The organism is Pseudomonas sp. MWU318 (assembly GCF_016756945.1).
Lineage (GTDB): Bacteria > Pseudomonadota > Gammaproteobacteria > Pseudomonadales > Pseudomonadaceae > Aquipseudomonas > Aquipseudomonas putida_A.
Window position 1 is genome coordinate 229,212 of the sequence record NZ_JAESJL010000001.1, and the last position, 26,092, is coordinate 255,303.

General features: G+C 54.1%; 17 protein-coding genes. 10 read left to right on the forward strand and 7 right to left on the reverse strand.

The genetic code is table 11. The features are described 5' to 3' along the window. Positions 1-720 precede the first annotated feature (720 nt). Positions 721-1,143, forward strand: coding sequence for a hypothetical protein (locus tag JN524_RS00970; RefSeq protein ID WP_202368142.1), 423 nt, complete (start codon positions 721-723; stop codon positions 1,141-1,143). A gap of 254 nt (positions 1,144-1,397) precedes the next feature. On the opposite strand, the gene JN524_RS00975 is transcribed toward JN524_RS00970, so the two are convergent. After that, a complete protein-coding gene (locus JN524_RS00975; protein ID WP_202368143.1) occupies positions 1,398-2,414 on the reverse strand; it encodes a hypothetical protein in 1,017 nt (338 codons plus the stop codon). A gap of 652 nt (positions 2,415-3,066) precedes the next feature. On the opposite strand from JN524_RS00975, the gene JN524_RS00980 reads away from it, so the two are divergent. From JN524_RS00980 to JN524_RS00990, 3 genes are all read left to right on the forward strand, one after another. After that, positions 3,067-4,032: a PIN domain-containing protein gene (locus JN524_RS00980; protein WP_202368144.1), complete on the forward strand. Its 966-nt coding sequence runs from the start codon at positions 3,067-3,069 to the stop codon at positions 4,030-4,032. A gap of 93 nt (positions 4,033-4,125) precedes the next feature. Continuing rightward, entirely contained in the window at positions 4,126-4,695 is a 570-nt protein-coding gene (locus JN524_RS00985; RefSeq protein WP_202368145.1) for a hypothetical protein, read from the forward strand. A 375-nt stretch (positions 4,696-5,070) separates the two neighbouring features. Next, positions 5,071-6,228: a DUF3800 domain-containing protein gene (locus JN524_RS00990; protein ID WP_202368146.1), complete on the forward strand. Its 1,158-nt coding sequence runs from the start codon at positions 5,071-5,073 to the stop codon at positions 6,226-6,228. A 142-nt stretch (positions 6,229-6,370) separates the two neighbouring features. Here JN524_RS00990 and JN524_RS00995 read toward each other — a convergent pair whose 3' ends face one another. Then, positions 6,371-8,374 carry a UvrD-helicase domain-containing protein gene (locus tag JN524_RS00995; protein WP_202368147.1) on the reverse strand — a complete coding sequence of 668 codons (2,004 nt, stop codon included), beginning with the start codon at positions 8,372-8,374 and terminating at the stop codon, positions 6,371-6,373. Then, positions 8,371-10,440 (reverse strand): AAA family ATPase, encoded by a 2,070-nt coding sequence (locus JN524_RS01000; RefSeq protein WP_202368148.1) that lies wholly within the window; start codon positions 10,438-10,440, stop codon positions 8,371-8,373. Before JN524_RS01000 ends, JN524_RS00995 begins: the two co-directional genes overlap by 4 nt. Positions 10,441-10,910: 470 nt before the next feature. Here JN524_RS01000 and JN524_RS01005 point away from each other — a divergent pair, with 470 nt between their 5' ends. The 3 genes from JN524_RS01005 to JN524_RS01015 are packed head-to-tail and all read left to right on the forward strand — an operon-like array spanning position 10,911 to position 17,411. Next, entirely contained in the window at positions 10,911-11,945 is a 1,035-nt protein-coding gene (locus JN524_RS01005; protein ID WP_202368149.1) for a restriction endonuclease-related protein, read from the forward strand. Then, the gene (locus JN524_RS01010) at positions 11,933-15,073 is read left to right on the forward strand and encodes a hypothetical protein (RefSeq protein ID WP_202368150.1); all 3,141 of its coding nucleotides are present in this window, start codon (positions 11,933-11,935) and stop codon (positions 15,071-15,073) included. The genes JN524_RS01005 and JN524_RS01010 overlap by 13 nt, the downstream gene beginning before the upstream one ends. Continuing rightward, positions 15,051-17,411 carry an RNaseH domain-containing protein gene (locus JN524_RS01015; RefSeq protein ID WP_202368151.1) on the forward strand — a complete coding sequence of 787 codons (2,361 nt, stop codon included), beginning with the start codon at positions 15,051-15,053 and terminating at the stop codon, positions 17,409-17,411. Before JN524_RS01010 ends, JN524_RS01015 begins: the two co-directional genes overlap by 23 nt. A gap of 142 nt (positions 17,412-17,553) precedes the next feature. Here the strand turns inward: JN524_RS01015 and JN524_RS01020 are convergent, their stop codons facing one another. From JN524_RS01020 to JN524_RS01035, 4 genes are all read right to left on the reverse strand, one after another. Beyond that, a complete protein-coding gene (locus tag JN524_RS01020) occupies positions 17,554-18,270 on the reverse strand; it encodes a hypothetical protein (RefSeq protein WP_202368152.1) in 717 nt (238 codons plus the stop codon). 177 nt (positions 18,271-18,447) lie between these two features. Continuing rightward, positions 18,448-19,827, reverse strand: coding sequence for a DUF6035 family protein (locus JN524_RS01025; protein ID WP_202368153.1), 1,380 nt, complete (start codon positions 19,825-19,827; stop codon positions 18,448-18,450). Between the two features lie 304 nt (positions 19,828-20,131). Beyond that, positions 20,132-21,853 (reverse strand): hypothetical protein, encoded by a 1,722-nt coding sequence (locus JN524_RS01030; protein WP_202368154.1) that lies wholly within the window; start codon positions 21,851-21,853, stop codon positions 20,132-20,134. 101 nt (positions 21,854-21,954) lie between these two features. Further along, on the reverse strand, positions 21,955-23,937 hold the full coding sequence (locus tag JN524_RS01035; RefSeq protein ID WP_202368155.1) for an ATP-binding protein: 1,983 nt from the start codon (positions 23,935-23,937) through the stop codon (positions 21,955-21,957). Between the two features lie 209 nt (positions 23,938-24,146). On the opposite strand from JN524_RS01035, the gene JN524_RS01040 reads away from it, so the two are divergent. The 3 genes from JN524_RS01040 (at position 24,147) to JN524_RS01050 (ending at position 26,046) form a co-directional block, all read left to right on the forward strand. Further along, positions 24,147-24,410, forward strand: a complete 264-nt coding sequence (locus tag JN524_RS01040) for a hypothetical protein (RefSeq protein WP_202368156.1) — start codon at positions 24,147-24,149, stop codon at positions 24,408-24,410. Positions 24,411-24,632: 222 nt separating this feature from the next. Beyond that, entirely contained in the window at positions 24,633-25,067 is a 435-nt protein-coding gene (locus JN524_RS01045) for a hypothetical protein (protein WP_202368157.1), read from the forward strand. A gap of 169 nt (positions 25,068-25,236) precedes the next feature. Next, on the forward strand, positions 25,237-26,046 hold the full coding sequence (locus tag JN524_RS01050; RefSeq protein ID WP_202368158.1) for a hypothetical protein: 810 nt from the start codon (positions 25,237-25,239) through the stop codon (positions 26,044-26,046). The last annotated feature ends 46 nt before the right edge of the window (positions 26,047-26,092 follow it).

The following is a 26,092-nucleotide window of genomic DNA, read 5'->3' on the forward strand; positions in this document are numbered from 1 at the left end:
TGTTTATTGGGTGATAATTTTTGAGTTTGGCTCAATACAACTTGTGTAAGTGCTCGATAGTTTACGGTAGCTGAGCAAAGCTGCATGTCAAGGTTTCCAAGGTGTCGCGATGACGAGCGGCTTTAGTGCGTATTAGCCGAATATTGAGGATTCGTTTAATTAGGTGTTTATTGAAAATTAAGTTTCAGGGTCGCGGCGCCGAATATTAAACACAAAGAATACACGGAGCCTTACCTAAAATCTGCAGATTCGTTTTATATCAGATAGATACGACGCTCGATTATTACATAAATAGATTGACGATAATTATAGCGATAAATAGGACGGCTTTTGTTTTATAGGGGGCCGTTGCTTGTGGGCTGCTCTCTTCTTCTATCCTTACGGTCATAGTTTTTTATTATAGAAAACTGCGATATCTGTTTTGTTCTGCTATGAGCTATCAAGGACAGCTTCGGACGAAGAGAGCTCGCGTTTGTACATTCTGAGCTAAAGACAGTGTGCTGCCAACCACGAGGTAACTGGCCGAATGTTTGCAATCCTGATTCCGGAAGCCATTCATCGCAGTAATTATGTTTAAATTTTATCCGATCCACGGCAGACTTTGCCTAATAACGGCCAGTTCTCTAACCTTCTTATTTGAATTGTCAACCCGAAAACTCTTGCGCCATCCAAAAATCCATTGTTAGCCTGATAATCATGATATTAAATTAGGATCAGATCATGCCTACCTTTTCCATCGATGTTCGGCTATTACAAACTCATGTTGGGCGCGTGTTAGAGGCAGAACACACCACAGAAAAAAAAGAGTCAATTGAACGATCAATTTTTCAAGGAATCGGTCTGCTATACCACATGGTTGACGAAATCGCCCGGCGCCAGCCTAACTATGCTCGCGTTGGAGTTGATTTTTTCAATACGCGATTTTATGGATTAGGGGGGCGTCTAGATATTGGGGATGTATTGCTCTCCGCGGATAGCTGGAAAGTTAGAATGTATTCCGCTTGGATCGTTATTGACAAAAAATCCAGGGCGGAGGCATTAAAACTTGATTACAGCAAATTACAGAACTATTGGCCGACACTAGATTTTTGCGCTAAGGATTGGAGTACCGAAGTCGAAGCATGGATGAACGATCCCAATTAAGTGGAATGGGATCAGATACCAACCTGTAATGCCGAGGGAAGGCTCATGGCCTCCTAATGCGCTTGAATGTGATCAGTACTTCGAGCGCTTGCGAAACGTCCATGTGCCCCGCGCGTAACGGAAGCAACGCAGTAGCTATGGCCTCGGAGCCTGTGCTGTCGGCTCCAAGATCGACCGCCCCGCTGTTTTGAGCGCTGCCCTGCGCATCTTTCCAGCGGCGCCCTCCCCCAAGGTGCTCTGGCCATTCATGCGGATCACCGTACATCTCGAACGTTGTCAAATGACCAGTCCGCCAATCCCTCGCAACCCGTCGCCAGGTAGTCCGCTCGTACTCCCAAGGTCGGATCCGCCATAACCGCCATGAAATCTATCGCCTGATTTTTCGCAACCGTTAGTAGCGAATCCCACCAGGAGATTCGAATAGCGTGGTTCTCGCAGCACGCGAGCGAAAACCGGAGCAGCATGTCCTCAATCTTTCCGCCGTCGCGCCCTGATTTCGCCAAGGAGTAGGTGAATCGCTGGCAGCTTAGATCGCTTGATTCATGCCATGCGAGGACAAATGCCCATCCATATTCGGTGGGGGCTGTGAAGAAAACCAGGAGATCCAAGTCTCTGGTTTCGGGGCCCAAGTCCTGTAACTGACGACCTTGAAAATCAAAATCAGGGAAGATAAGCCCCGAGGCTTGGAGCGAGCATCGAGACGTCGAGCCAAAGACAATGAATTTCAGACCGGTAAAATCGTTGGCCGCGAGGCAGCCATCGTAGATGAGCTTATGTCGTTTGAGCCGTTCAAACCCTAGGGACTGTCCATAGGCAGCACCGGCCAGCAACTGGCTCTGTTCGGAAGTCAGTCCTGGGTGCCCGAGCATTTCAGTGAGAGAGATCGATGCGTTCTCTTTGACAAAATATTCTCGGCAGATGCTGCGGTATGCGTACAGCGCCACCTGATGGTGATCGATAGCCAGCGGGCGGTCATCAATGGGTGCAAAAAGCTTGTTATCGTGCTGCTTGCACATCCCGGGAAAGGTCGACGCGCGATTCACTCCAATTTTTTTTGGCAGGGGTTTGCCTCCTGTTTCCTTCAGCGTCGACAGATCTGCATTGAGTCGATAAACGTGACCAGATTCAGCAATCAGGCCCAGTTGCCCCCGCTTCTGTATCGAGTGGGCCGAGATGATCTCGTTACATTGCAGTCCATCACTGAAATGTAGGCAGCGACCTTTCCGGCTTTGCTGCTTCATCGCTGCCTGATGCACGTTTGCGAACGACATGTCTGAATTCCTTATTTCACGTAGGCCTTGCCGCGACAGAGCTTGAGCCGACACAACAAGAAAGGTTGGATATTAGTGGCCAGAACCAAGCTGCAGCCTCGTGTGCGAGCAGCTGCAAATTCCGACCATGCGAATTCAACGGGCATCCTTCGTTATTACTCTGCAGCATCTAGCCAGTTGGCATAGGTAGTTTCAGCAGCATTGAGTCGATCAATCAATTTAGATGTGGTTTTCAGTGCGACGGTCTTGGCCGCCAGCGTTGCACGCTCATCTGCCGCACTTGGCCTCCATCCATGAGCAATCGCCCAGGCTCTGATGCTATCAGCGTCCAGAGAATGTCTCTTCCGTCGCACGCCCCGCGCTTACCAAACGGCATGCTCCTTGTTCCTAGATTTACCTTGCAAGGCAGCGAGAAAGTAACAGGAAGGTATGCACGGCGTGCGGCGATCAACAATGTTCGCAGGCACAACTCGAGCTGCGTGGAAAGACCATCAGAGGATGCTGATCATATCATCCGTTCGCTCACGGGAGGCTCTGGCGTGCCGTGTCACAAACTCTGCATCGCGATGGATGTTTGACGTGTACTAATCCAGAATCTGAGGGTGTTCACAGCGTAGTACGTTCACAACTTTCTTTGATTGAGGCAGCATTGATGCGGTTTTTTTTGGACACGAACATCTGGAGCTACATAGCGAATGAGGACGCGGGCAACGAACTGGCTATGCGCGCCCGGGCGGCAGGCGTGGAGATCGTCGTTTCTCCCGCTGTGGTAGATGAAGTGCAAGAGATGTCAGAGCCTGTCGGACGCCGCAGGCTGATTCAGTTGCTTACAAAAAAAGACTGGAAGCGACTGATGCCTGAGGTGTTCAGCGAATGCGCCGAGATCAAGGCAGAGATAATGAGGCTACGCCCTGAGTGGGCCATTGCCGAGCCGAAGATGGCGGAGTTCAATCGTCTCAGGTATGACTGGGTAAGACGCAATGGTGGTTTCTGGGATCGTGCGCGCCGGGAGATAGAGTCCGTTGAAACAAACGAAAGCGTTCGACGGGACGAAGAAAAGCGCCTGGCGGTTGAACAGGCATTCGCTATCAGAAAGCGAATGGAGAAAATCAAACCTGCTAGCCATCACCACTTGCAGAAAGTCGGATATATCCCAGAAACCGGTACTCCAGGCTGGTCAGGTGCCCCCGTACAGTACTGGCGTGTACCTAGCCTGCATATGTTCAAGACGGAACTCCGTATACACGAAAGTGCGGTGAGTGAATGGCTGGATTCCGAGATTGATGTTGCCGCCATGCTTTCATCGCCTGAGTCGATGAATCGGCTATGGCTTCATGAGCTCGATCCAGTAGCGGTTCCGCGGCAGTGGCTGCGAGGGTCTTTTGAGTTTCTCCAGGCTTGGCACAAGATAACCACTGGCACGCCTGGTGACGCTCGACTGGCGGCACACTTGGTTGACGCGGACGTCTTCATCTCCGCAGATAAGAATTTCGTCCAATTTGCAGAGCGCTGTAGAGAGGAAGCTCCATTCGCGATCGGTAAGACCCTGCGTGCGCAGGGTAATCGCTCAGGTGTCGATGAGGTGTTGCAATGGGTCTCTAACCCAAAAACCCTATGACGTCCTGTTGCTATCTGCGGGTGTAGACTTCACGACCGTCGTGGAGCCCAGGAGCTCTACGAGGCTCCTAGCTGCTGTGATGAGGTAAACATTGTGAATGACCACCGTGATCTTCCAGGCAACGATCTTGAGCATTTTCTGCGAAATCAGTGTGGGGCCTTCGACGAACGCGACCATTGGCACCTGCATTCATTGGGTGCAGAGAATCATTGGCTTTTCATTCAGGCCTATGATGCCTTGAAGCACGAGCTCTACCTTCCAGCATGCGCGGGATTTCTTACTGCAATCGAGGCGTCACTACGCAACACGATGGCACAAGTGAAAGCTCCTGCTCCGGTCACCAACGTTGACGATATCGCGCTGCTGAGTAACTCGCTGCTGCGTCAAGCTAGAGCCAATGGCATTTCAATCGACGGTTTAGCGTTTCCAGGTGAGCAGGATTTCGAATCGAATCTACCAACACGCCAGAACGTCGAAATAGTCCGAGTGCGGCACAACCTCTGCCATGGCAACATCCTTGAGTATGTGAATACTCGTGAGGATACGCCGACATTCTTCACACCAGAGTGCTGCCGAAATCTGGCCTATAACCTTCACGCGATTTCGCGTAATTGGGTAGCTAGTCTAGGGGTATTCAGGAAACAGGTCTTAGACCTTCAGTGATCGGTTGCTTGCCCAGCACAGTGTCCATGCACTGTGCCAAGTGCTCCCCTCTCTCGAGATCGACAATCGTTACTTCCTTGAAGACGTTCTCGGTACGGTGACGACGTGTCTAGCAATTCCCCACGTCCCCCTCCAAAAATCACTCTTACAGCCTCCGGCGCTTGCAAGCGAGGTAGGTGCATGGCATTTTGACATCTTCGCATGGCGATGATCCCAAGGGCAGCAAACCCGCAAACTCTTTAGATCGGCAGGTAGCGTGCCCGCCCCCCAGATCACTGTTGACTCGTACTTCATCGATGACTGAAACGGGGGCCACTTGCGAGATTTCGTTTGAAGTGATTCCTGTCGTGGAAGCAAAACTGAAAGGAGCGGCAAATGAGTTACACGTTTTACTATGACGAGTCGAATAACATCCGTTCTCTATATTTGACGAATGGCCGTTTCAATACGGACTCTCACGAAAACCCCTCCCCTTGCTTTGTGCTGGCCGGCATCGCTTGCAAGGGTGCCCAGGCAACCAGTAATTGTCAGGAGCTGATTGACTCACTCCAACTGCCACCCACTGCAACTGAGCTCAAATTCAAGCAAGTGGCAAAGGGGGGCTTTCTCGACAATCTCAAATCGGCGAAAGTCACTCAGGTTCTAAAATGGCTGCTTGATTCTGACTACTACCTCCACTACATGAATCTGAACATGGAGTATTGGTCACTGGTCGACATCATCGATGACTGCTGCGACCATGCCGATAAGCACGGCATGTTGAATTACGCTCCGGCGGGTGGGAGGCGGCAATATGTGGACTACCACAAGGACGCCTTGTATTACCTCATGTGCAAATACAAGGGGGACTTCCTAGCAGCACTCTCAAAATATCGATATCCCAACGTAACGTCCAAGAATGCAGCACCTTTCATCAAGCGACTGAACGAAGTGGCGAAGAAAAATCGACAGGTCTCCGCTCGCCTTGGTGGCAAGATGAGCAAGGAAGACTTGTCGCGCACTATCAGCCTATCGAAACTCTTCGATCTGTGTCGAAACATCGAATCGTTGGACATGGTGTATACCTCTGAGCCCTACAAACTCATCGACGGTTTGTCGGTATTCTACCGACACAGCATTAGCCTCTTCGCTTCGTCGCACCATATTTTTGACAATGAATTTGAGATCGAGAAGAGCTTTAAAAAGGTCTCAGCTTTGGACGGCGTGCTGGCCTCCAGCAGATTCGAGTTTGTGGACTCCAAGAAATTCCCGCCTGTTCAGGTTTCTGATGTGATAAGCGGCTTGCTCAAAAACTACTTCACTTTTATCGCCCAGACGAGCGCTGCAGATCTGGCCGAAGCCAAGAAATCGCTTACCCATAAACAGCTAGAATGCCTCACCCTTCTGCAGAAACTCATCGAGAAATCCGACGGCGAGAAGTCAGAGTTACTCTACTATGTCATGTCGCAGACTGAGTACCATAAGCATGCGGTATTTCTGTTCGATAAGGATGCCAGGGAGGAGTTCGTGAGAGTGGTTGGCGGCAACGCCTGACTGATCCCGCGATTGCCCTTCCGTTGAATTGACAGGGCAATCGCGACTCAGAGGTTAATACATTTCTCTATTTCACCAGCCTGCTCTCAATCATTCATAGCGAAAGGCCTTTGTGCCGCCGCGTAAGGGATCAGCGGAGTAGCTATGGCACTGGAGCCAGAGCTGTCAGTTCCATAATCGACCACCCCGCTTTTTTGAGCGCCGACCTGCGCTTCTCTCCAGCGGCGCCCTCCCCCAAGGTGCTCTGCCGTATGGCCAGGCACAGCATGTGAGTCGGCCGAGTCATCCCCACGTACATCAGCATCATGTCTTTCTTCGCGGTTTCCTGGGGTCTCTTGGCAGCCGTTGCTTTGCCCTCAAGCCACGGCATGAGCTTTTGAATGAAATGCGTTTTCCTGAATGTCTCCAAAATCAACGTCGCTGAGTGGGTTTTGCCCTTTTCTGAATGAATGGATGACATCCGGATATCGACGCCGTCGGCGCCATCCTGGAATCGGTAAGTGTTGATCAGTGATCCGCCACTTTCTCCAGCATCCGTGGCTGCGGGGGGAGGCTCCCAATCGAGATACTGGTGGCCTTGAAGATCAGCTGCTACACCCTCGGCGTCATGAAGCACAGCTGCCAGCAGCAAGAGCTTGGGTGAAATGACCTTGACCCAATCCTGCTCTGTGACCTCCGATGGCACGAACAGAATCTGCTGAATGCATTCGCGGTATTGAGCGAACGCTTCAGGTTTGGTCGTGAGTTTTTCTTCGATTGAGGCTTGTTGACGGCCTCTCAATTGCACCTGGCTGTTAGGAAACGCTAATCCGCCGAGGTTAACCAGACAGGAAGCCAGCAGCTCAACGGCTGAAGCGGCTGTGGGTTCTCGCATCGCTAAACGCCGCGCAATATGCGCACCTTCAGCGAAGGTGCGAGGCTTGAACGATGTCTTGGTCGTATCAGACCGGTAGGAAGGCCAGTAATGCTCCAGTGCCTTCGGGTACTGGTTCGCTTTGAAGTTTTCAAGCCGGTGTACGGCGCCGATGGCGAACACACCCGTCTTGCGGGTTTCCGTCGGCAGATGCTTAAGCACCAGTTTTGCGAACTCATCCAATACCTGGGTCGCATCTTCGTCAGGGAAGACGATGATCGTGTTGGGGATACTGTCTGGCGTACACGACGCCCTTAATCCTACTAAACCATTCGTGATGGGGACATAGGCAAAGGGGTTGGCGATCGATGCAATGGCCTGATCAAACCGGAAGCTGCTGGCGATCTCTAGCTGACGGCCTGGATCAGGGAACGGATTCTGCAGTGGCGTCTTCTTCTCGAAGATTTCCTGGTTTGGATCGCCGACGCGAATGACCCGCACATCTGGATCATCGTGGGGAAAGACACGCTGCAGCACGCCCGCCTGGTCAGGTTGGGTGTCCTGCATTTCATCGATCAAGACGCACGGGAAGCGCAGGCGTAATGCGGCGCCCACATCCGCCTCCTGATCGAGTAAGGCGTGGCCCAGGACGAATACCTCATCGAAGCAGAAGTAACCGGCCTTGGCTGCGCCACTGAGCGATTTCACCACACTCTTGTAGGTGGCCGTGTGTGGCGCAAAACCGATATCTTCACCGCCGAGCGGTTGGTCGAAATCGGCAGACCGGATCCGCAAGCTGTGAAGACTTTTGAATTTTTTCTCGAAAGCGGCTTGTGCACCTAAATGCTCGCGGTACGTCAGCTCCCTTCGACGTGCTTTATGTGTGGCCTCATCGTCAATGACCTGCAACGCGATCCCTTTCGAGCGTAACCATGGCGAGGCTAGGAATCTGCCGGTGAAACCATGGATGGTGTCGATGTAGTGAGGAAAACGCAGCAGCCGTTGCCCTACCTCGGTGCCGCCTAACCGTTTCTCGATCTCTTCTCGAGCTGCGTTGGTATGCGATAGCACGCAGATTCCTTGCATACGGCTCTTCCAATGGCGTGCCAGAATCGCCAGCTTCGCCACTACCAAGGTCGTTTTACCGCTCCCGGGACAGGCCGCAACATCAACGGTATCCATCGATTTCAGAAAATCTCGACGAGGATCGTCTAGCGTCTCAAGCCCCATGAGCTGTACGACCCAGTCCACATCGGCGTCAGTGATGGGGGCAACCAGTTGGTTGAGTGTCATTTGGCGACCTCCTCCACCGGGTCAGCCGATCCTGGATTCGGTGCGGTGTGCACGGTCACGCTGTGAGCCGAACTGGAGGTCGTGGCCAGTGCTGAACCCCCGGTCGCATATTCGATTGCGTGAACAACGTAGGTGGGCAGCAGCCCGCGCAGCGTTATGGCATCCAGGGTGCGGGCTTCGAAACGTTGGTCAATCAGGTCGATCAGGTGCTGTGCTGCAATCGCTTTGGAGGCTCTTTTGAACAACTTGTAGATCGCGGAGCACCGAGCTTCCTCGGTGGTATGGGTGGACTGGATTTTAGCGAAGGCCGTGTCTGCTTTTTTCAGCAGGCTGACCTTGGTTTCCTTACCCTCATCGATCTTGTCCTCATTGATGGCCAGGTATCCGGCATTATGGACTTCCTTCGAAAGGCCTTGGAACGCCAAGTCGTATTCGAGCGTCCAGTGGTCGGCAACGAACGTGCGTACACATTGCCCATCGCTCTCGGTTCGCTTGTCGCGATGCTCCTTGAGGCCTTTTTCAAGGTCGGCCAGTGTGCTACCAAAGTCTTTCATGGCGCGCCAGCGCCGATCAGCTTTGTCTGGCCAGACCGACCCCTTCACCCCCTTCAGACTCATAATCTCGGGCGCGCAGTCCGGCATCACGTCCATGTCGGTGATGCATGCCGTAGGTACAGTGATCTCGCCTTTTGACGCATCTTTGCGTTGCAGGATTTTTGAGTAGCGCCGCAGCCCTACACCGCCCACATTGATGATCGATACGCCGTGCTTGGTAAGATCCTTACCCAAGCGTCGTGCAAGCGAAGGCAGCAAGATTGCTTCCGCATCGCCTTCTACGACAAGCAAGCCCTTTGCGAAGAACAGCCCTGCCTTGGTGACGTCCAGGAAGCGGCTGAGGAAGCGATAATCATCAGACGCCAGGCAGGTCTGACTCTGTGCGAGCGAGAAGGCCTGTTGCCGTTGCATCAGCACTAAGTTCTGCAACGGTATCTTCGAGCTCAGGTTGGGGCTATGGGTGGTGAGGATGACCTGAACCGGCCTCAGGCCTGCCGAAGGCCTCGCCGCTGCTTCGAGAAACTCCATCAATTGGAGCTGACGTTGCGGATGCAAGTGGGCTTCTGGCTCTTCGATAAGGAGCAGCGGGAGTCCGTCGGGCTCCTTACCGAGCAGCAGTAATTCGCAGGCCATGAACAACACATTGTTTGATCCCAGCCCGTAGATGCCTCGCGCCTCTCCAGTGGCATGATCCAGCAGCCCCAACTCCAATCGCTCCAGGATCTGCTTGAGCTTGGCTGGATCAGTCCCGGCTTCCCCAAAGCCGATGCTACTCGTGAGGGGTTGGCCAGCGAGGGATAGTGGGCGAAGGTAAGTTTCGTTGATCTCCTTCTGAGCAGAGACGATGGCACCGTGACGGTTCACAAGGTGGCGCAGGAGATCGCCCATGCCGGCAATGCTGAGCGCTTCTGCGTCAGAGAGGTCGACCGGGAGTGCAGCCGAATCGAACGAGTTGCCCGCATCAATATTAGGGAAACTGCTCAATACCTGGGACAGCCTGGAATTGCGGCCAGGGGACATTTCCCGCTCAGCGTCTCGCAGCGGTTTCAGGTATGCAGTAGCTAACAGTTGCCGTACACCCACATCCAGAGCCGGGCCTTCTCCGTTCTCACCCGATCGAACCGAGATATCGACCCATTTGCGGGTTGAGGCCGATGCAACGACTCGGCGAGCCGACCAGTGAACGTACAGCCGCCCCACGCCACCTGTGTACGTTACGTACTCAGCGAACGCGCCGAGTTCGGCCACGCTTAGGCCTTCCAGGGTGCATCTGAGGGTGATGGTCTCCGCCTGAGTGCCATCGTTGGCGATGTGGAAGTCCTCGATTTGCAATCGAAGGTACTCAGCATCCCGGGTCTGCAAAACGTACCGGATCGCATCGATAACGGCAGTTTTACCTGCATCGTTTTCACCGACGAGAGCAGTCACACCCTCATTGAATTGGATGTTCAGCGCATGGTTGTCATGGCCGAACTGGCGGAAATTTTTGATATTCAAAGCCGAAAGGTACACAGCGCTGCCCCCATCCTGATTCCGTGGCAGGGAGAGGGTATGCCCAGCGTCATCCTGGCTAAAACCATTCCTCCCTGAATGTGCTTGCTATATGCCACGAAAGCCTGGTGAAGGCTACTCGACTCGATCGCATTAAATCCTGCTAGCCCAAGACGACGCAGCGCCCTGGCGTCGGACGAACATACAGCAACAAGCTTCCTCGCTCTGGGGACGGCGGTGAGGTAATTGATCGCCATCATCACCCTTGCCTCGCCATTTATCGGAACCTACCTTCCCGACATTAAGCCAAGCCGACACAGCAGGTCAGGCATCATGGGCTTTGCGCTAGGTCGCTGGGGCCACCCCTTCAACCGCACCCGACCGGCTGTCTTGCAGTTACCGATATATTGAGCCAGCCTGCTTGATCAGGTAGTAAGAAGTGCGAGCACGATGCACCGCAGGGACGCATGCTTCCAATTCAAGGGGGGCTTATGGACTCAGTGGAAAGCAACGCCCTACGTTTGCTTAGCCTGATCGTGAAGGCTGCGCAACTCGATGCCCATCAGCACGCCGAGCGGCACGACCTTCTGCGCCAGGCCAGCGCATTGCTCTGGTGGCTGGAGCCAGAATCCCCTCCCCGCACGATCGCCGACCTGCGCTCCTGTCTAAGCCTGCCACTTGAGCAATGGCTTGATAGCCGTTTCAGGCAAGGGTACCAAGGCGCGCTGCAGTTTGCCGATGAGCCCACCATGCTGTGCAATGCGATCGCGCTGGAGACTAATCCTCGTGTGGGCTGGGAGCGTGTTCAACAGATCGTGAAGAACGTTCGCGACCTCTGCAGAACGCGACCCCGTGGGGATGATGAGTACCGGCTGTTCCGGATGTTTCTGATCGAGCATGGCGTCGTGGATGCTGACCGAAGCCTCGACTTTCTGATCCCGCTGCAAGTCAGCTTCAACTCGCTGTACGAGCCGATCCCTCAGCATCTGATCCGTTTGGGTCAGGTCTACCTTTGCCCAGGTTGTGGATGGCCAATGGAAATACGTCGCCACGCTGTGTCCTGTGGCGCGCACTGGTGTGAACAAGCGGTCGGAATTTTTCAGTGGATGGATGACGACTTGGTGAGCGTTAGAACCGCGAAGGTAATCCCACCACACCCTGCCAAGAACAAGTACCGACTCACCCCACCTCTGTGGACATTTACCTTGATTCCGGGGCTGCTGGAGCTGCGTCTGCGTGATGGCATCAGTCGACTGGGGGTATCTGCCGAACTGTGGCCCGACGTTGATCAAGCTGACCTGCGTTTCACCCTCGATGATCGAACCTACTCGCTGGATGCCAAGGTATGGCATTCCACCAAAAACCTTGGGCAACACCTGGCCAGCACTCCGCTAACGGATACGGTCATCGTCATCCCTGACTACCAGACGCAATACCTGCACACGCTTGATGAGCAGTGCTTGCCCAGGCAGATCATGTCTGAGTCCCAGTGCCTGCGTTGGGTGAAGAAACTATGCCAACGCTAACTGAAAATGCCACCGCCCTTGCGCTTGGGTTGGCCATCAAGCACATCAGCAAGGAGCCAACCCTTGCTGACGCCGAAGTGTTTCTGGTGGGACGCCCCCATCTTTGGAGCGGTTGGGACAGTGCTTCTGAGAGAGTGCGCGACCAAATCATCACGCTCATCCAGTATCGTCCTGTTGACCTGAACCAGACTGGGCGATTTCTTGAAGAGGCTGGGCGAATAATCTTCGGTGGTGGTGCGCCGTTTCGAGTAGCAGCGGCTGATCGCTTGAGTGACCAGCAAGCCCCTCCTCGCCTCAAGGAGACCGATGTTTACTATTTTCATGTGGGCTTCGACCTGGACGGTCTGATTGAGGAAAAACTCTACGCCATCAAGACTGAGCCCACTGCCCCGTCATGCACCAAATGGCCCACTGAAGGACAGATCCTCCTTCGGGAAACACACTCTGATGGCTACCGCACTTTCGTGATCTCCGAGGCGCAGCGTTCCCGGTTGGTGTTGAATGATACCCGTCTACCCTTGGTAGAGGCCTCGGATGTCGCGACGTTCTCCTGGGAGAAGGCTTCGCTGTACGAGATAGCCAGTGCACTGGATCTAGCTGGATGTGAGCCCGCGAACCATCTGCACCAAAGCCACCGAAGCTCCTTAAATGCAATCGTGCGTAACGACGGTTGCGTAGAAGCCCATGCCGGGAAATTCTATCGGGTCAATGCCCCGACGGGGACGGGGAAAACTGTTGTGATGCAATTGATGGGCATCCACACAGCCCTGCAGTGCCATCGCGTGGTGATCGCGGTGCCCAACCTGACTGACGTACGCAACATGGTTGAGGCCCTGAAGCGCTCGGTACGTGTCGTGGCCCCTCACCTGAAGATCGCCCCGCTGCACTCCCAGCGCCGGATAGCCAAAGCGGGGGATTACTACTTTGTCCGCGCTAGGGAGGATCATCCTTACGACTATCGATGCCTGCTCGATGCCTGCGCCACTGACGGGAGCGTAAGTCCGCGCGATGAGGAGCCTTGCTTCAACCTGCAGCTACCAGGCGAGCGTCGGGGGCGGGAAACGTTCAAGCGGATTCGTAGCTGTCCGTTTTTGAATCAGTGTGGCAAGCGCACCATGCTCGAACAAGCTTTGGCGGCCGACATAGTGGTGGTCAACCACCATGCCCTGATTTCCGGAACCACACGCATCGCTACAGAAGGTGATGGCGGGGAGTCGAGAAGCCTGCTCGAACTGCTGCTCCGTTCGGCCTCGCTCTTCATGGTCGATGAGATCGATGGGTTGCTGCTGAGTGCGATCGATACCAGCGTCTTCGAACTCCCTTTGAGTAATCACATCGAGCACAGCAGCCTTGCTGAGCTTCATATGGAAATTTTTGGGCGAGACAGCATTCCCGACGTCGACGCGTCTACCCTGTACCGTGCTCAACGGGCCTGCAATGCAGTGATTCTCCATACCACACGGCTGCTCCAGTTGGCTCTGAAGCATCTCACTTGGCCTGACCGCGAGACCGTGTGGGAGCGGGCAGAAGATCAGATGATTGCTGATTACCTGGGCGTTGATCCATTGGCGCTCGACGGCGTCTGCGGATATGGTGAGCAGGCTATCCCTCCCTACCTGGCGCCGCTGCGGGAACTCTTGCAAGCCTTCTCACACAACGACCCACTGCCAAGCCCGGTTGAGGTAGTCGTCAACATCGGCGCGCTGCTCAGCACCCTGGCGAAGCGGAAAAACCTGGGGCAGCGGCTGAACGACAAAAAACTCGAAAGGCTCAGGTCGTCATTGGTCATCAGGACGAGTTTGCACTTTATTGAAAGCAGTCTCCGCACCCTGTATGCAGATGTCCCCTTGCTGGCGCGCGCTAAAGTAGCCGCAGCACTGAGGGTGCAGCAGGATCTTTCAGGATCAGCACCCTTCAGCCCTACGCCGCTAGGCCCTCTCCAGCGTGTCGTTTACGGATTCAAACGCAAGCAGGATGGACGGGACACGTGGTCGCTCCAGGTAGTGGCGATGTCCGGCGACCCTCACCGGACGCTTCAATATCTGCCCAACCTGACATCGAAAATTCATGCCGGCGTGAATCGCACCTTTATTGGCTTCAGTGCCACGGCATTTTTCCCTGGCGCCAGCTGCTTCGACTTGAACGCAAAGACGCTGATTGACGTACCCGATGCCAAGGGGAACATTCGCTTCGAAAACGTCAATGTCTCAGTGCATGTATCGGGGGCATCGCTTGATTCTCGACTCATTCATGTCCGGGATCTGGCCTATGAACTGTGGCCATGGCTTACCAGTCGCTTAGCAGCATTGGAGCAAGATGACAGCACGTGCCATCGAGCACGCTTGTTGTTGGTCACGGGGAGTGATGCCGAGGCAGAGCAACTCGCCTCGACGCTCTACGATATTTCAGCGGGCCAGCGCAAGGTCGCATGGATTCGGGGAGGCAAGAAAGCCGATCGACAGGAGCGGTTGCCCTTGGCAAACAAGCTGACTTATGACGATCTCGTGGAGTTTGCCGATGGCCCCAATGCTGATGTGCAATTGATGGTCAGCTCCATCTACCCAATGGCGCGTGGTCACAACATAGTGACCAGGGACGGGAAGTCCGCCTTGGGTGGGGTGGTCGTTTGTGTGCGACCGTTGCCCTCTTCCGATCAGCCAGACAACAACCTTGCACACCTTTGCTACAGCGTTGGCGAAAGCGTGCATGCGTCCCCCAGCCCGGGGCAGGCACTGCTGAAGGAGCGGGCCATGGCGAACCGAATACTCAATGGCATTCGGCTGGCTCCCCCCTACTTTTACAGCCAGCCCAAAGCTATACGGTTCTTCACCATCATGAACGTGCTGGTGACACTCACCCAGCTTGTCGGGCGTGCCAGACGCGGCGGCACTCCCGTGACCTGCTACCTGGCTGACGCGGCGTTCTTTGACAGCCGCTACACTTGGGCAATGCTGTTGAATCGGACGATAGAGAAGCTCAAGCAGGATGGCCACTGGAGCGAGTTTTCAACGCACCATGCGGGCCTGGTGGAAGCCATGACGCTTTACATCGAAGCGGCAGGCCCGCAAGCCACTGCAGGCGCTCAAGACACAGAGGGGCTACCTGATGACGATTTCCCTGAGGACTAACCTGTTCCGATTTGACCCGGACGAGCTTCCTCCCGTCATGCAATACCTCGCGTCACAGGACTTCGTGAATGGATGGCAATTGCTGACCAATCATTTCGGCAAGCCCTATCTGCCCACTGAGTCACTTGAAGAGATCCTCAGTTACCTGGCAGGCGGCCCGGTCTGGGTGAACGCGCAACTGCTCAAGAGCAACGAAGCGCCAGCCATCGCGTCACTCAAGCCCATCGACCCAGGCAAACTGAACCGGGCAATCAACGTATGGGCTCAGCACATCCTGCGTAACGCAGTGCCCGGCCAACAGGACTTCCTCGATCTGCTCGTGCCAGAGTGCCCAGTTCCTATCCATGCATCTGACGTCATGCACGACCCACGACAATCAACGGTGGCATACAAAGTCGTCCCCTGGATGCTCGCGCAGCAATTATCGAGCAAACCGATGGAGTCTTCCGTCCCGTTAAATCTCTCTGTCTGCAGCGATGGCTCCTTGCTTGCCTGGGACAACCCGCTGTTCTACGAACGTGGCGATCGCCGCGCGGTGGCCATGCACTCCGTTTCAACGAATTTGCTGTTGCTGCACAGGGTGCCCAGTCAGTACGCGTCCGTCACGGTTCACCTGAGCCATATCCTGCCCGAGTGGCGGCACACCACACACTCGACCTGGATCAAAACCGCTCGCGGAATTTCCAAGTTCCAGATCCGCACATTGCCAACAGATGATGGCCACTTTAAGACCGTCTACACCAGCCCTGCTGCCGAGCTCATCCAACACATGGGCGAAGGAAGCTTGCCGGCGCTGGGAGGCGATGAGATTTCAATGGCTGGGGCCCTCCGGCCGATTCATGCCCACACGCCGATTGCCTCGCCCATTGGCAGTGGTGTCGGGACGGTCATCCTCGATCAGGCAAGCTTTCACGTTCAAAAGACCCTGTCCTCAGCCAAGCCCATGCTGACCCGCTATGTGGGCCGGCTCATCGCCCAGCGAGACAAGCCGTCAGACGAACCAGAGCGGCCAATTCGGATCGCTGTAGTGACCGCGCACACGGACATCATGATGCGCATTAACACGGCCTACGAGAACCTGGAATTTATTTCTCCCGTGTTCAAGGAAAAGCCCAAGCCTAAAATCCTACTCCAGCAGATCCAGTGCAAGGATGCGCAACGGGTACTGACTTCCAAGACAACCTCAACGGACATTCAGCACTGGTTTACCCATGAATTGTTGCCACGGCTGACCAACCTGTCGCCGGACGCCGCGATTATCGAGACAACCCCCGAGGTGGCCACGAAGGACGAAAATGATCCGAAGCATGTGTTGCGGGCACTCTGCGCCCAACATGGGATCTCCACGCAGTTCATCTTCCACCTGCCACATCAGGGCAAAGGAGCCACGCCATCGAAGGGCATTGCTCCAGGCCTGAAGAGTCGGCTGCGCAAAGCCAAGACTGAGGAATCTGATCCGACTGTGGATTACCCAGCCATCAACAGCCTCATCGATGCCACCCGTGGTACTGGCTATGTACCGCTACCTCTGGAGCGCACAGCAGGCATCCCGGCCGATACGACCGTCGTTTCGATTTATGTCGATTACCTGCACAAATCCAACGCTTACCTGCCCGTGATCACGCGCTCCTTGGTCAATACACGGTATCTACAGGTCTACGTTGATGGTGCTGGTAGTCAGCCAGGTCAATGGAAAAGCTACAGCGAAGGGCTCTGTGCCATCCATGCAAGCCCGAAGTTGCTGGATCAGGACGCTGCCAAACTGCTGATCAGGCAAGCACTCCTCGCGCCTACCTCCGTGGCCGACAGCCCGTTGATTGTGTACATCAACGCGGGTGCGAAGCGGCTGTACCCAGGCATGAATGATGGTGCAGGCCAAGGATTGCCTCCCGTTCCGAAAAACTCTTGGTTGATTCGCACGCGGTCTGATAACCAAACAGCTCAAATGACCGGTGTGCACTCACTTTCACCTTTGGCGCCGATGTATATAGGAAATCGAATCGGTGTCCACCAAGCTGAACACCAGGAGTTGGTGTATTACTTCACGTCGTACTCCAAGACCTTCAATAAGGTGCGTTCACACCGCTACCACACCCGTTACGACGTCACCCAGTCGCAGCTCAAGGATTCGTGGCAGCAGCTGGGAGTGACGGAGTTTGTGATGATCCAGGAAGGCAATTTTGCAAACAAAGACCAGGTGGCGCTGCAGGCCGGATACTGGTGCAAGAATGCCCCATTGTGGGATGGTTTTCTTCGGCTTCCCTCCCCGCTTCACGCGGCCCGGCAGATTGCAGAGGATCATCCGGTTGCAGAGAAGCTGAGGAAGGGGCGGTTCTGATTGATTCTATGGCTTGGCACGGCCTGCCGGCATGACTTATCAAGCTGCCGCATAACAGGCCCCAACGTTTTTAAGGGCATTCGCTGGAGGTAACCTGGATTACCGCGTCTTTGCTGAACGGCGACGAATCGCGTCCATTTTGCTACCTCATCCCAGGCCCGCTAGACCCACGTGGTTTGGGTTTCGGCGTCGGTTTCGGGGGTTCAAACGCGGTTAAGTCCAGCCACGTTTTCAGCTCACGTACAGAAGTGAACTCCATCAGTAATAATTCATCCTCGTCAGGATGGTCTACGATAAGTTCGATTCCCGTATCGCCGCTATCTTCTAAGCTCATGAGCCAATTTGTATACACTTCAAAACTCTGAAAATCTGTACCTAATTCACCTGAAAGAAAGTCACGCACAAGTAGACCAGCCTTGAGCCGTGATTCTTCGTATGGTGACTGCTTTATTAATCCAGAGTCCTCGCCAAATACAGCGCGATTACAAACTTCATCGTAGTAGGCATTAAACCTTGGTCTTCGCCCTCCTACGTTATCAATCTCTAAAAACTCCGACCAAGCCACGTAATGACACTGCGAGCTCAATTGCCTCCATCCGTCTTCGTCATCCAGTATACGGCAGAGGGTTAGGCGCCGCGGTTTCTTGCCCTCAAGTTTGACGTCTGATTTGTCATATTTAAATTCGACCATAAGAAAGTTGGTGTGATTAGTAAATATATAATCCGCCCCGTAAACTGTGTCCTGGCCATCCAAAGAGCAGCGCGTCACTTGCCGTCCTGATTCTTGCGCCTTTCGTGATAGGTAATTGGAAAACCCGTCAATAAAAGACTGTTCGTGATTTTTCTTGAGTTTTTTCATATTTAGGCCAAAGACATTTTCGACGTAAAAAATTAGTTTTCGAAGCGAGAGTGGTCGGATCTTACCAGCACTCATCCATCGGTAAGCGCTCCACTCCTGCAAGGGGCACAGCAACGTATCCCTCATTAGTCGCCCTGTGGTGGCTCAATGCCTTTCTGGACTGAGTACCGCACGTGATCACCAGGCGCGCATGTTCATCAAGCGCTCCCTGAGCTCCGGCACCAGGAATGCGAAGAGCAAGTTGAACTGGAGATCGGGTCGATATGCTTCGTCCCGATCCTGAAATCCGGTGCGGATTATTGCACGTCGTTTCGCCCAAGTACCCTTCTTGTCCTGCTCAGCCAACAACTCATTCTGCTCAAAGATTTCCAGCGTCCAGCCGAACTGCAGCAGAAAAGGTTTGTAGGAATCGAACGCTTGATTACTGACATTGAGCAGACGCTCGAATCGGTAGCCAATGGGCCGTCCGTAGCGCGCGCTCAACACGATGGATACTGCTCCTTGAAAAGGGTCTGTCCAGTGGAAGTTTGGGAGCTTGATAGCTGGACACGCAATTGCCATCCGTTCACGTAGAGCGACCCAGCGCTCTCTGGATTCTGGCGTGTCCTGCCTGCCGTACTCCATCCAGAAAGAATGAAAATCACGGCGTAGCACGTCAGTGTTGACCGATGCCTCCAACGCCTCTCTCTGTGTCTGGTAGTCGTTGTAGAACACGACCTGCTTCTGCGAACTGAACGTCAGCTCGTCCAGAAACACCTCAGCGCACCTCCATTCATTGATTATGGTACGGCCGATCAATCCGGGTACTGCGTACCAACAATCAAATGCCATGCGACCGGTATCTCGCGATCGCGCCAGCGTCTGATCGTTGACGATGAACACGTTGAGGTGGTTCAGGAAGAAAATGTCCTCCTCTGCTGTCTTTGTTGATCTAGGATCAAAATTCTGGAATACCCAGATCATTGATCCACCATTGGCCCGATAAAACTCTCTTCGCCCGACGATCTCAGTCAGAAAAGTTGTCGACAGCTGTACCTCGAACGCAATGCGGTCATCGTCCCTGGCCACTTGCACGTCTGGCTTGCGCCAGGTTGCACGTTCGGCAACGGCTTGCCCTTTCCAGACTTTCTCGACGTGGGGCTCGCCGCACGATAGGTCGGCAATCAAACTGTCGCGAATGATCCCTTTTAGGCGGATATGTGCCTGGCTTTCTTTTTGCGCGTTGTACTTGATCGCAGTGATCTGGGCTGGGCTAAGTTCACCTTTGGTGGAAATATCGCACTTGATGAGCCCTTCGATACTCGGGTGATGTCGGAAGTGAAAAAAACGATTCTGGGTACGAACCAGCAAAAGTGCTGCGCCGCACAGCTGGCAAACTAGCCAGGGCTTGTCTCGATCCAGTACGAATCGCGACGCCAGCTTCGCCCTGTCCCGTATGACCAAAGACAATTCGCGGGTCAGGAAGCTGCCCATTTCGATGGTCGTCGCGCTGTCCAGATCCATAACGTCTGTCAGTTTCATCTGCTCGGTGGGCTGAGCGTATTCCAAAGTGCGCACGAGGTGCCTCCAGCATCATCACAGTGCTCGCTGCAACGCAGAGCATCCGTTGATTCGATTCCAGTTCACTGACCCAGCGTCGACCCTGCCGGGAATAATTCAGTACACCGGCCGACGCAGTTGACCTGGTCGTCTAGCCTGCCTGATTACCCATCGCGTTCTCCATGATCAGTGACGGAAGATTATCGAGCCACGCGCCAGCGCGTGGCTCGAAGTAAGCCCTACAGCGAGAGTGGCGCCACCTGTGTGCATAAATACTGAGGCGTGAAAGCGGATCATCATTAGGAAGTCGCCCAATGGCCAATCACAGTCCGATGCATTCGAGGTCAGCCCGCTGCTGGTTGGTGCGGGAATAGATGATCGAAAGCCAGACGATGGGGGTGTTGTGATCGAATCCAGCCGCTAAATTTCGCACTTGGATGAGGTGCGGAAAGTTTTCGGCTGCTGCAGATAGTGCAGCAATGGCAGAGGTCAAATCACCGGCTCTTCTGTGCCGTTCAGCCAGTGAAAGAGCCATGCAGGCTTCCACATTCGTGGGCACCTTGATGCCATTTTTCTTGTAGCGTTGCGTGTAATAGCGATCCAGCTGGAGCTGGTGTTCAACCGGTGTCCATTCCGAGTCGCTGCCAAGCAATGCCTGCGCGACGAGGGAATCGACACTCGGCTCGTTCAACAGCTCCAATTCTTTGACCGAATGCTTTCTGCCAGTTGGATCCCCGCCCAAATAGATGTCGGACAAATACCAGAAGGCTAGAAAGGACACATTCTGTGCTTCGCTCATTTGGGGCTGAATGCTCAGCCCCTTCTCCACCACATGATTGAGCCGATGGAGTTTGCGATTGGGAAAATCAACCAGGCACTGGTCAAGCAGCTCTACCAAGCCTTGGAAGTACCGTCTCGATGTCTGGCTGTCAAAACCTGAGGGGTTGTAGATCCACACGGAGGGGTCGAGCCTCAACGTCAAGAGGTGGGGATTGTCCCACTCGTAGTTGCTCGGCTCGTGCTCGATCTTCGTGGCCTTGCGGACAAACTCGATGATCACTGCCCTTACCAGGCGAAATAGCCCTTGAAAGGTGAAGGTCAGCTTTCCGTCGTCCTCACAGGTTTCTCTATGACTGGCGAAGTGGAGGAACTCTTTGGTCAAAGGTTTGAGCGTGTGAACGTAGCTTGAGCGGACGCCGTAGAGATTCTGCAGTGCTGCTTCCAGATCACGGCGCCCTATCGGATGCTTCTGTGCATCAGCCTGAACCGAGAAATAATCCGCCGGCAGGTAAGCGAGGATGAACTGTACAAATCGAAAGCCAAGGCGCGGATGTATGACTTCCAACACGGCGTCCCTGACCTTTTGCGAGTGCGCTTCGCTGACGCCAGAGAGTGCCTCATCCACCCCAGATCGTTTTGAATCAGGAATATCTGTCCATTGCGGCTCGTGGCCATCAAATTTTTGGGCCAAGGACTCAACGCCCATGACCAACAGGGTGTATGACAGGTTGAGGTCATCGCTCATTCTGTGGACAGCGGCCACGTACGTTCTGATTGCCTGGATCGCAGCCAGGTAGGTGGTGCGCTGCAAACCGATCAACTGATCTGCAAACTGTTCGAAACTCTGAAGCTCGAGCTGAGTGGCCCTGACTGACGGATCATAAAAGCGCGCTAGCCGTTCACCGGGCTGACGATCCCCTGGTCGAAGTCGCTGGCGCAGCAAACGTTCGGCAACGTGAACATCTGGGGAGCAAATCACCTGCAAACTGAAGGAGGCCACGTCAGCAAAATCGTCGATGTAGGCTCCCACTGAGCGTGAAACGAGCACTCCTGGTTCGGGGTCAGCCGCTTCCATGTACTCGGTCATTTCATAGCCCAATGCTGCTGGGGTATGCGATGTGTCCAAGTTAATCAGCGTTCCGATCCTGGAGGTTAACCGGTCGACAGCACCGAGATCCAAGTTCGTGTAAATCACACCTTTGAGATCTTGTCGGCGTGGGTTTTCGCGATTTGTGAACAGTTTTCCGGTGGCTGCTTGTAGCACAGAAGCTCCTCGCTTGAGGGCAACATCCTAAAAATGAAAGCCTGAGTTGAGGATCAACTCAGGCAATATGACAGATCACGACATCCAGCTCTTCTGCTTTGTTAGACCGCTTCCTTGATAGCGGTGTCCTGCGTTTCAGCAGTACGAGATGCGTTAAGGTCGAGGTTTCCCTGTTCTTGGGTCGACAATACCTTGACGAGTAGCGCGTCCGTTTTGATGTTGTCGTACCGGTCTTCCAAGGTTTTCCGTAACCGCATCAGCCGTAAGTTGGCCGTGCTCACCAACGCCCCATAAGTGGTAGCACGGACTTGCCCGTACTTACGAGACTCATCCCCCACCGTCTTGGAGGTACCCACCCCGGCAGCGATCGACTGCCCTACGACCCAGGCCGTAATGAATGGCGAGCCGTTGACATAGCCCGAGCCTGCGATGTCTTGAACGTACCCATCGGCCTGGTTGACCTCCTGCCGATTGAGTTTGAAGCCACCTTTCTTGAGTTCGATCAGAAGGATGTTCTGCATCTGGGCAACAGATGCATCTTGAGGATCGAAATGTTCGATACCCACCAACTGCACAGTGGATCGATCTGGCAGTACCACGATGTCAGGTCGCTTGCGATCATTGGCAAAGGACGCGTCGCCATCCCCCCAGAGCTGTTTCGCAACGCTTTTCAACGTCATGTTTGAGCAGTACTCCATCGACTCGAACTCGGGGCCAAACAACCAGCGGGATCGCAGAATCAGAGGATGTAGGGTGTGGAGCTCATCCGTCTCGGGATCTTCCGCCAGCCTGGTGATGGCCTCAATGACGCAGAGCCGGCCATCAATCTCGTCAAGCACGCGCAACGCATCCTTAACTGACCAGTCTGCCAAGAGGGAATCCAAGCCTTCAATATCGGTAGCAGGCAGATTAGCCAGCTTTTGTAGTAAGGATGCCCCGCTCTTGGATTTTTCAAGGTTGATGACTGCTTTCACCGCCGTGGCGAGGAACTCTGGAGAGACCATAGGGTGGGCCTGGGCGACAGCTTTCGTAAACTCTGATACTTCGAGTTGAGCTCCATGCCCCAGGGATTTCAGCTCTGAACGGTTCTGTACCAGGGCATCTTCGGAGGTAGCCTCCACGACCTCTGTCGCCAGTTCATCCGCCACCCGCGTGATGCATTCCGCAGCGGCCTTGTACAGCTCCTCGACGGCAGGTGTCGACTGAAACCCTGTCCAGTCTTGGGTCACGTGACCTTCAAAGCCCTGAGTGTCCACGATAACCTTGTAACGCTTGGCGAACCTGGTACGCCCATCGAAGTTCGCGACCTGGCCGATGACCCACGAGGGGTTACCCACGAGTCGGTGTTCAACCCAAAATGCCACGCCTTGGTGGATGGACGAATGGTTCTGCTGTGTGGAGTCGATGACGATGACTTTTGCCGTACGGCCATCACTCAGTTTCAGGGCGTGCGTGCGGGCATGCTGCTCAAGTTTCGCCAAGGTCAAAGGCGTACCATTTACTCGAATCTGGAATCCCGGATCATGAATGAACCGTGCGGCAAGTACCGTGATGATTTCTTTGACATCCGGCATCTTGCGAGTGACTGAAACAGACAGCCGTGTGCCAGTCCCTTCACGCTCGGAAAATTCCTCTGAACGCACCACAAACGGACTGGGCCCAGACTCTGTACCCACCACGAAGGTGCTGAGCTTGGCGTCGCGCCATGTTTCGACCTGATACTGATCACCGAAACATAGCAGCCCATGTCGACCCACCCCGTTACGCCCATAGGCTTTCCGGAGTTTAGAGCTCCTCTCCTTGGGAAATTCAACTTTGGCACTTTGGTGCTTGAGACGATTATATCGAAGCGTCATCCAACGTTTGCTGAACTGCTGGGCAGACATTCCGTGTCCATCATCGACCACGGTCAGGGTACCGCCAAGCTCGGTAGGTAGAAACAGATCGACCTTGCTAGCGCCTGCGTCCCAGGCGTTGGCCACAAGCTCAGTCAGCGCCACCTGCGGCACGTGCGCAACCGGGCCCAGTTCACGGAGAAGATAGTCTTCCTCAAACAACGAAAGGTGACGGTTTTGGTCAGACATTGATTCCCTCCATGGAGTGGTGTTTCCCGGACATTTTCCTGGGTGCAACGCATGTCAGCTATCGTACCTCAATAGCCGGTTTAGCTGAATCTAGCCGAAGTCGACCTGGATCGAGCCTTAGTCGCTTTCGGATTCGTTGCATGCCATTGCAGGCAACGTCCGTCTTCGTTGTCCATCACCCAGAGTCCTGAACAAATGACCAGCTAGATTTGGGCTTTCACGAAGGGAAGCAAGCCGAGCGTGTGCAGATCCTGCGTCGCGAGCGCATTTATCAGATGAACCGAGCGATGGACTTCCCGATACTCTCCACCGAAATGACGGCCTCATACAAAGTTGCGATCGAACATTACAATGAAAGCCGGGCGTTCTCGGATGGGTATTGCTATTTCCATTCTCTTGCGGACGTCGCCCCGCACTCGCATGCAGCTGGGGAAACTCGGCGGCTGACAGAGGAGTTAATCAACAAGCTGTGAACGCGCCTTGGTGTCTAGCTGATTCTTTGCAGTGCCTGAAATCGCGGGCAACCTGGGCTTCGGAAGGTCATTGAGAAAATAACTGCCGTCAGAGGCCTCAGAAGCCTGCGAGTGGCGCTTTGGCAGAGCCGCGGCCATGCATAGAATCAGTAACAAATTCTGGCCTCTCTGGCCAAATAATTTATGAGAGCATCCGCTTCGAATCCACTGAAGGACGAATCCATGTTCACTGCTCTGCTGCGCACGGCTCCGGAAGACAGGAAAGATCCTCCAAAGCGTCTGCTGTACCTAAGTCTGGTTACACTATCGCCATGTATGGCACTCGCCACCTTATGGAATCAAGGTGACCTGACCATCGTGACGAGTTCCATCACGCTCTCCGCTGCTGGAGTCCTCTATCTGAACCTGGAAAAGATTCAGAACTACCTAAGGCCCGCCTGGACACGTGAGTACGAAGCCAAGCTGGCTAGATTGGAAGCACACCTGATGCAGCGGGATCTGTCCGCTATCGAGCGCCAGCAGATCCTGGTTCGAATTCAGGATCTCAATGATCGTTACCATCTGGTGACCAATCCGACGCTCACCTATCGCTGGGTCAAGAGGATGGCGATATCAATGGGCTTCATCGCAAAAGCACTTCGCATGAATACCCACTGAAATCGCACAGCACAAATTGTCCATTCATTTTGAGGATAGAGTCATCACCTCTGACTCCCTTCGAAAAGGGACATCGTTCAATGGGCAGTCAGCGGTATCTCACAGAGAGATGTGTAAGGCGGACGGCGTCCGCTGATGCCGCCTGACCTCGAATAAACAAGGAACCTCAATGGCAATCATCAATGATTCGACGTCTCGGCCAGTGGTCGAAATGACCTCCTCTATCCGAGACGCCTGCGACGATTACAAACACTACATTGAATTCATCCTTGAGCCTGCAAAGGAAGAGTTGGAGGCGAAAGTAAGAAACAATGAGGTTTTGCTCCATCAGGCTTTTGGAGTGAATTTGATTGTGGCCCACAGTGTTGACTACCTGCAGGCCATCCGATCGGCCGCCGGGATAAAAGAAAGTCGCACTGATCTCGTGAAGTCCTTTGACGAAAAATTCGCGGTATCGGGTGCGTATCTGAGTAACCGCAAAATGGAGTTGATCGATGCGATCAACAATGCGCTCAAACATATTCGAGTTGATCCTCGGCGATACAAGAGCCTTGGTGAGCGCTACGGGCAGATTTCTTTTCAGAGCTTAGTGGAGGATGAGGGGCGCGTGCTATGTCATCTGGAAAATTACCGATTCGACTATTGCCGGGTTGTGCTTCTGCCAGCGCTAAGGGCTTTGGCTAATTGGGAGTTCGACAGTGCAGAGAGCGTGCTGGAATTTGCCAAAGGTGAAGTGATCATTTGGCATGGGGGTTACTCCGATACCTACGATCCTTTTGACCCTTCGACGGCGATCGATCGAATGATTGAAATTTGCTCCTCCCCCTGCCAAAACTGTGAAGAGGACGCAGACGCGTGTCGCTGTTCTCAATATGTCTTTGCGGGAGATGAGGGGCAATTCGAACCTCTGTATTCGGCCTCTGAAGGAGAATTTGAAGAGCTAATGAACCATATCTCTCCCTCATACAATCGAGCGTGAGAACGCAAACGCAGCGCAAAACCCACCTGATGGCCTGGTTTAAACC